The organism is Acetobacteroides hydrogenigenes (genome assembly GCF_004340205.1).
In the GTDB taxonomy this organism is placed as follows: Bacteria; Bacteroidota; Bacteroidia; order Bacteroidales; family ZOR0009; genus Acetobacteroides; species Acetobacteroides hydrogenigenes.
The window spans coordinates 22,681-28,680 of record NZ_SLWB01000024.1; the positions used below are offsets into that span (position 1 = coordinate 22,681).

The 6,000-nt window shown below is 49.2% G+C and carries 3 protein-coding genes and 1 tRNA gene; 2 read left to right on the forward strand and 2 right to left on the reverse strand.

Features of this window, described 5'->3' with window-relative positions:
- Positions 1 to 275: 275 nt before the first annotated feature.
- Both CLV25_RS15615 and CLV25_RS15620 read right to left on the reverse strand, forming a co-directional pair.
- The gene (locus CLV25_RS15615) at positions 276 to 1,529 is read right to left on the reverse strand and encodes an Nramp family divalent metal transporter (protein WP_131840604.1); all 1,254 of its coding nucleotides are present in this window, start codon (positions 1,527 to 1,529) and stop codon (positions 276 to 278) included.
- A 274-nt stretch (positions 1,530 to 1,803) separates the two neighbouring features.
- Complete coding sequence (locus CLV25_RS15620; RefSeq protein ID WP_131840605.1) at positions 1,804 to 2,835, reverse strand: OmpA family protein; 1,032 nt, start codon at positions 2,833 to 2,835, stop codon at positions 1,804 to 1,806.
- A gap of 155 nt (positions 2,836 to 2,990) precedes the next feature.
- Between CLV25_RS15620 and dxs the strand changes: the two genes are divergently transcribed.
- Together dxs and CLV25_RS15630 are read left to right on the forward strand one after the other, a co-directional pair.
- Complete coding sequence (gene dxs, locus CLV25_RS15625; protein WP_131840606.1) at positions 2,991 to 4,922, forward strand: 1-deoxy-D-xylulose-5-phosphate synthase; 1,932 nt, start codon at positions 2,991 to 2,993, stop codon at positions 4,920 to 4,922.
- Positions 4,923 to 5,005: 83 nt separating this feature from the next.
- Positions 5,006 to 5,090, forward strand: a tRNA-Leu gene (locus CLV25_RS15630).
- Positions 5,091 to 6,000: the final 910 nt, after the last annotated feature.

Consider the following 6,000-nt stretch of genomic DNA (forward strand, 5'->3'; position numbering starts at 1 on the left):
CCCACCTCTATAGTACAAAGGATGGCGCATAGAAGAGGAGTAAACATCTGCCAATATGTCGTACCCTAGGGGTACGATATCCGTAGCAGTCCGAACGGAGTCCGAACACAGTCCGAACGCACTCCGGACTCATTTAGGTGTCAATCTGTCAGCATCACCTAAAGAGAACGAATAAAAACAGGAGTCCTAGCGCACAAAACCCGAGCAGGATACGCTTCCTACTCGGGTTTTCGACGCTAAAAAGTTTTATAAAGCACGCAAGCTCAGCAGCTCCACTACACAAAGAAGCTTACCAGCAGCATAATGTTCAGTACGGTAACAATGGCACCAAGCAGGTAGATGAGCGTACGGGTAAAGGGGGTGTTCTTATACTTACCCATCACCCGTTCCGAGGAGGTTAGCCTTGCCTGAAAAAAGATGGTAAACGGCAGCTGCATGCTCAGAAACATCTGCGATAGCACCAGCCCCTTAAACGGATCGCCAATAATGAAGATGATAACCGTTGCCGCAACCAGCGAAATGGATACGCCAACCCTAGAGTGCGAGTCCTTTATATCGTAAGGCTCGTTGAACATGCCGGCAAAGATGGAACCTGCAGCCATCCCCGAGGTGATGGTAGATGCCACACCTGCAAAGAGCAGCGCAACGGCAAATACGTTGCTGGCGTTATTGCCCAGCAGCGGGATAAGCAGGTTCTTTGCCTGCTGCAGCTCCGTCACCTCGGTTCCGGCGGCAAAGAAGGTGGCCGCCGCCAGCAGTATCATGGCGCTATTAATGGCCCAGCCAACCACCATCGACAGCAGCGTATCAAAGAACTCGTACTTGAGCTGCTTCTCCCGAACCTTTTCATCGGTTAGGTTCCACTGGCGGCTCTGGATCACCTCGGAGTGCAGAAACAGGTTGTGCGGCATTACCACCGCTCCCAGCACGCTCATAATAATTACCATAGAGCCTTCGGGGAACGAAGGGGTAACCCAAGCCTTTGTAGCCGCACCCCAATCGATGTTCACCAGCGAGAGCTCGTAGATAAAGGAAAGGCCGATGATGGATACAAAGGCGATAATCCAGCGCTCGATGATACGGTAGCTGTTGGTGAGCAGCATGATGAGCACAAACACCAGCACCAGCACCGCCCCTACCTTTATAGGGATTGAAAAGAGCATGTTAAGGGCAATAGCGCCACCTAGAATTTCGGCTAGCGAGGTAGATACAGATGCTAGCATTGCCGAACCCAGAAAAGCCTTAGCCGTACGGGGCGCAAAGTACTTGTTGGCCGCCTCCGATAGGCATAGGCCAGTAGCAATGCCAAGGTGCGCCACATTATGCTGAAGCACTATAAGCAGAACGGTAGAAAGGGTAATCATCCAAAGCAGCGAGTAGCCGTAGGTTGCTCCAGCGGCAAGGTTCGATGCCCAGTTTCCGGGATCGATAAAGCCAACGGTAACCAGCAGGCCCGGTCCTACATACTTCAATATTTCCAGCGCACTAAACTGCGGATGATGGTTCTTGGGGTCTTTAATCCAGCTCATTATTATGTATTCAATTTAGTAGTAAAGATAGCCATCAAAAATATGCAATTGATGTTTCCTCGGCTAACAAACAGGGATTTCGCATTTAAGAATCCATCTTTCATAAAAGAGGTAGACGCTAAAGAATCAGCATGTCGTATCACAAAGCATATCCCCCGCCAGCGGGGGATAACCTTCGAAATGGAGTTGTACCATTATTTAAAAGCGAAATTCCTCGCTTAACAAAAAAAGGCGCGACATGTTTTGCCGCGCCTTTCCACCGCACTATGAGGCGCTAGTTCTTTTCGATAATCTGCATTAGCTCATCGAGGTTAGGCGTAAGGATGATTTCGGTACGCCTATTCTTCTGACGGGCCTGAGGTGTCTTGGCCGCCTCCATAGGAAGGTACTGGCTACGGCCTGCACCGGTTATACGTGTAGGATTAATCCCCTTATTCTCGGTAAGCAAGCGCACTACCGTAGTTGCACGCTTCACGCTCAGGTCCCAGTTATCCTTAAGTTCGCCACGTCCCTGGTAGGGTACATCGTCGGTGTGCCCCTCTACCATAATGTTGATATCGGGATTTTGGGCGAGCACCTCTGCTAAACCTCTGATTGCATCGGCACCTCGAGTGTCAATCTCAAAGCTTCCCGACTTAAATAGCAGCTTATCTTCCATCGACACGTACACCATCCCGTTCTTTTGGGTAATGGTAAGCCCCTTACCATCAAATCCGATAAGCGCATTCTTCACCTTTTGGCGCAGAGCGTTGCTTATCGAATCCTTCTTGGCAAGCATGGCTTGCAGCTCAATAAGGGTGGCGCTCTTTTCGTTCAGGTTACGAAGTAGCGAATCCATCTGCGTCTGAGCCGAGCTCAGCTTGCTGCTACGAGCATTCAGCTGCCCTTCGAGCGCACGCAGCGAGTCTTCGCGTTGCATCAACAACGATTGCGCTTTTTGGATTTCGGCAAGCAGCTTCTTGGTTTCGGACTGAGTTCCCTTTAGCAGCGCATCATGTGCCAGGTTAAGGTCGTTGTACCTATCTTGCAGCTTCGAGTAGTCTTGGGTTAAGGCAACAAACGCAATCTGACGCTTGGTGCTATCGGAAATTAAGGCCGCTTTTTCGCGTTCGAGCACCGACCTTACAGACGATAGCTCGCGTACCCGGATTTTTAGAGAGTCGTTTTCGCGGCTAAATCGGCTACGCTCCTCCTCGCATTTGGTGTTGTTGTCCTTTAGAAGGTTATACTGCTTAGCAGGAACGCACGAGAACAGCGAAAGACCCACAAGCGCAGCTAACAATAGTGTTTTTTGAGCACCCTTCATAGTCAATTGTTTTTGTATAATAGCTTTATTACTAGCGCTTAGTTAACATCGTTAAAATTAGGCAAAACATTCTAACTTCAAACCTAATAATCAAAAATGAGGGTTTTTTATGATTTGTAATTTTTAACTTTGCCCCGTTCTATCTACAATGTCAGATGACTGAAGAGACTAAGAGATTACTTGAAAGCATAGATACACCCAACGACCTAAAACGCCTAGATGTATCCCAACTCGAGCAGGTTTGCTCCGAGCTAAGGGAGTTTATCATCGACCAAGTATCTACCAATCCGGGGCACTTTGGTGCCGGGCTTGGCGTGGTGGAGCTTACCGTTGCGCTACACTACGTTTTCAATACGCCTTACGATAAGCTGATTTGGGATGTGGGCCACCAAGCCTACCCCCACAAGATACTCACAGGCCGCCGTAAGCAGTTTCACACCAACCGAAAGTATAAGGGGCTTAGCGGTTTTCCTAAGATGGACGAAAGCGAGTACGATGCCTTTGGCGTTGGCCACTCCTCTACCTCCATATCGGCAGCGCTTGGCATGGCCATTGCCGCCAAAATGAACAAGGAAAGCCGCCACGTGGTAGCCATCATCGGCGATGGCTCCATGACTGCCGGGTTGGCCTTCGAGGGGCTCAACAACGCCGGCATCGATAAGTCTGACCTTTTGGTAATCCTTAACGATAACAACATGGCCATCGATGCCAATGTTGGTGCGCTTAAGGAGTACCTACTCGATATTACCACCTCCAAGTCGTACAACAAGATGCGAAAGGATGTGTGGAACATTCTCGGCAACCTCGAACGACTAGGGCCAGTAGCCCGTCGATACGTTAAGAAGATTGAGTCGGGCGTAAAAACGGCGCTGCTCCAGCAGAGCAATCTTTTCCAATCGCTCAACTTCCGCTACTTTGGCCCAATAGATGGGCACGACGTAGAACGCCTTACCCAGGTATTGAACGACCTAAAGGACATTCCAGGACCTAAGCTCCTGCACGTGCTCACCAAAAAGGGTAAGGGGTACAAGCCTGCCGAGGAAGATCAAACCATATGGCATGCCCCCGGGGTGTTCGACAAGGAAACGGGACTTCGCGAAACAACGCCCGTTGACCAAATTGTACCACCTCGATACCAGGATGTATTTGGCGAAACCATCGTGGAGCTGGCCGAAAAGAACCCCAAAATACTAGGAATAACGCCAGCAATGCCCAGCGGATGCTCGCTCAATATCATGATGGAGAAGATGCCATCGCGAGCCTTCGATGTGGGCATTGCCGAGCAGCACGCCGTAACCTTCTCGGCAGGGCTGGCTGCAGCAGGATATATCCCCTACTGCAACATCTACTCCTCGTTTATGCAAAGGGCCTACGATAACGTCATCCACGATGTGGCCCTGCAAAACCTCGACGTAGTATTCTGCCTCGACCGTGGTGGCATTGTCGGCGAAGACGGCCCAACGCACCACGGCATGTTCGACATCGGCTTCTTCCGCATCATACCCAATATGGTTGTTGCCGCACCAATGAACGAGGTAGAGCTGCGCAACATGATGTACACCGCCCAGCTGGGAGGTAAGGGGCCTTTCTCCATCCGCTACCCACGCGGTAGGGGCGTAACGCACGACTGGAAGCAACCATTTACGGAAATCGAAGTAGGTAAAGGGCGAACAATTAGCGAGGGCAACGATGTAGCCTTCGTAACGCTAGGCCACCCCGGCAACTACGCCCAAACGGCGGTTACCCGACTAGCCAAACAGGGCATTGCAGTTGGCCTCTACGACATGCGATTCGCCAAGCCGTTAGACGAGGAGCTACTCCATTCCATACTTAAGCGCTACAGGCATATCATCACCGTAGAGGATGGCGCGCTACAGGGTGGATTCGGTAGCGCGGTGCTCGAGTTTATGGCCGACAACGGCTATACCAACAGTATCACCCGATTGGGCGCACCCGATAGGTTTATTGAGCATGGCACCGTTCAGCAGCTCCACAAGGACTGCGGCATCGATCCCGAATCGCTCTTCCAAACAGCCCTAAAGGCCGCAATGGAGCTCCCCACAGCAGCAGAAACTATCAGAAAGTAGCGGAATCGCCGATTTTTGATTGGCGGAGGCTTGCTACCCGATAAAATATTTCTATCTTTGCACCGCTTGAGTACAAGGCGCACGCCCAGATGGCGGAATCGGTAGACGCGCTGGTCTCAAACACCAGTGGAGCAATCCGTGCCGGTTCGATCCCGGCTCTGGGTACCAGGCAATCAAAAGCGTAGCTAGTTTTTAACTGGTTACGCTTTTTTCTTTTACCAGCTGCACAACCTTTGCACCACAGCCATTAGCCACCCTTCGGTTTACCACTAGGCAGCAACACCTAAGAACAAGTCTTACCCACCACGGCTGCGCTTTACTTTTTTACTACTTTTGGTTGCGGGTAGGTTGACACTCCTTGGAAAACTTACCGGTAATCGATACCTTCCGCCTGCTAATGCGGCCCGAGGCCGCGCCAAACCAAGCGTAGCGAGGACGCTACGCTTAGCGGGGTTGCGGTCTGTAGACCGCTACTTAGCAGAGTCGAAGTTAAAAACTTCGCCTAGCCTCGAGCGCTGATGTAAGCTACGGCGAACGGGGGGGAATAAGAAGAATTTTTACAAACTTGATTATAATGTTAAAACAGTATTTTTACAAGTTAATGGAGTTAAAATCATGCAATAATTAAATTATGAAGAAGTTTTTAATTGTTTTTGGAGTTATAATAGCAATGGTTTTCGTATATTTTTATATTGAGTTAATTACTTTTGGCATGGGAAGATATCAAAATTACAATTTGATAAAACATGCAAATAATCACTACTATTTATTTATTATTATATATATATATTGAGATTACTTTTTCTGCAATTTATACTTATAAGAATATGTGAAAAATTTAAAATAAACATTATTATTATTGTTGTTTTGACAGTGTTGAATTTGTATTTGTCATTACAAAGTTTTTTATTACTTGTTGCTGGTATAGAACACTTAAAGCAAATCGTCGGCTAGCCAAGTTGGTCCACGGTGCTTCGCTAGCCGTAGTCTAATTCAAACGCACAGGGCTCGGCGGAATTTGGCTTCGCCGAGCTTCGCTTCGCTACGGTTGTAATGCCGTCGAACTTAAGTAGCGGTC